Below are 669 nucleotides of genomic sequence, written 5' to 3'. Positions count from 1 at the left end.
CGATGGTGTCGCTGATCGTCACACCAGTGCTTTGATTATCAACAACCAGCTTCTCAAAGTTACCGCCCGTTCCACTGACTGCCAGTTCGGCACTCAGCGTAAAGTCTGGCTCCTTGTACACGTCGGAATCCGGATAATCTTTCAACAGGATCGCACCACCCGTCAGACCTGAGCCCCAACCCAGAGTCACTGATCCCGTTGTTGTGCCTGCGGCAACCGTTACGATCACTTCCTGATCATTGCTCAGGGTCAACTTGAAGTCTTGAGCTTCATGTTGAGGCGCATGATCCAACGTCACGGTATAGGTCACCGAACCGTTATCCTCATCTCCTGAACCAGCACTGGTCAATGTCGCAGTCGTCGTATCGATGGTGTCGCTAACAGACACTGTCGCTTCACCACCCAACACCAAGTTCTCAAACTCAGCACCTACAACCGTGGCATCGGTCAGACCAACGGTGATGTCTTCACCATCCTTGTACACATCATCGCCCTGTGCAGGCAATGTGTAATCAACTGATGTTTCGCCTTCTGGGATGATCACGACGTCACCGGTGCTCAGTTTCACCGTCAGATCACGATCCAACGGCTGGCTCACGCTGACTTCAAACACGATCGGCTGGTCTTCAGTCACATCGCCCTTAGAGGCAATGCTCACTGTCACGTCAT

Annotated in this window: 1 protein-coding gene; it reads right to left on the bottom strand. The window is 52.6% G+C overall.

All coding sequences use genetic code 11. The features are described from left to right. Positions 1 to 669 (bottom strand): immunoglobulin-like domain-containing protein (locus ACOI06_RS14560; protein WP_420663313.1); only part of this gene is annotated, 669 nt, incomplete at both ends.

Source organism: Orrella sp. 11846 (assembly GCF_048820935.1).
Taxonomy (GTDB): Bacteria; Pseudomonadota; Gammaproteobacteria; order Burkholderiales; family Burkholderiaceae_B; genus Algicoccus.
This window is presented reverse-complemented; position numbering and strand designations above follow the sequence as displayed.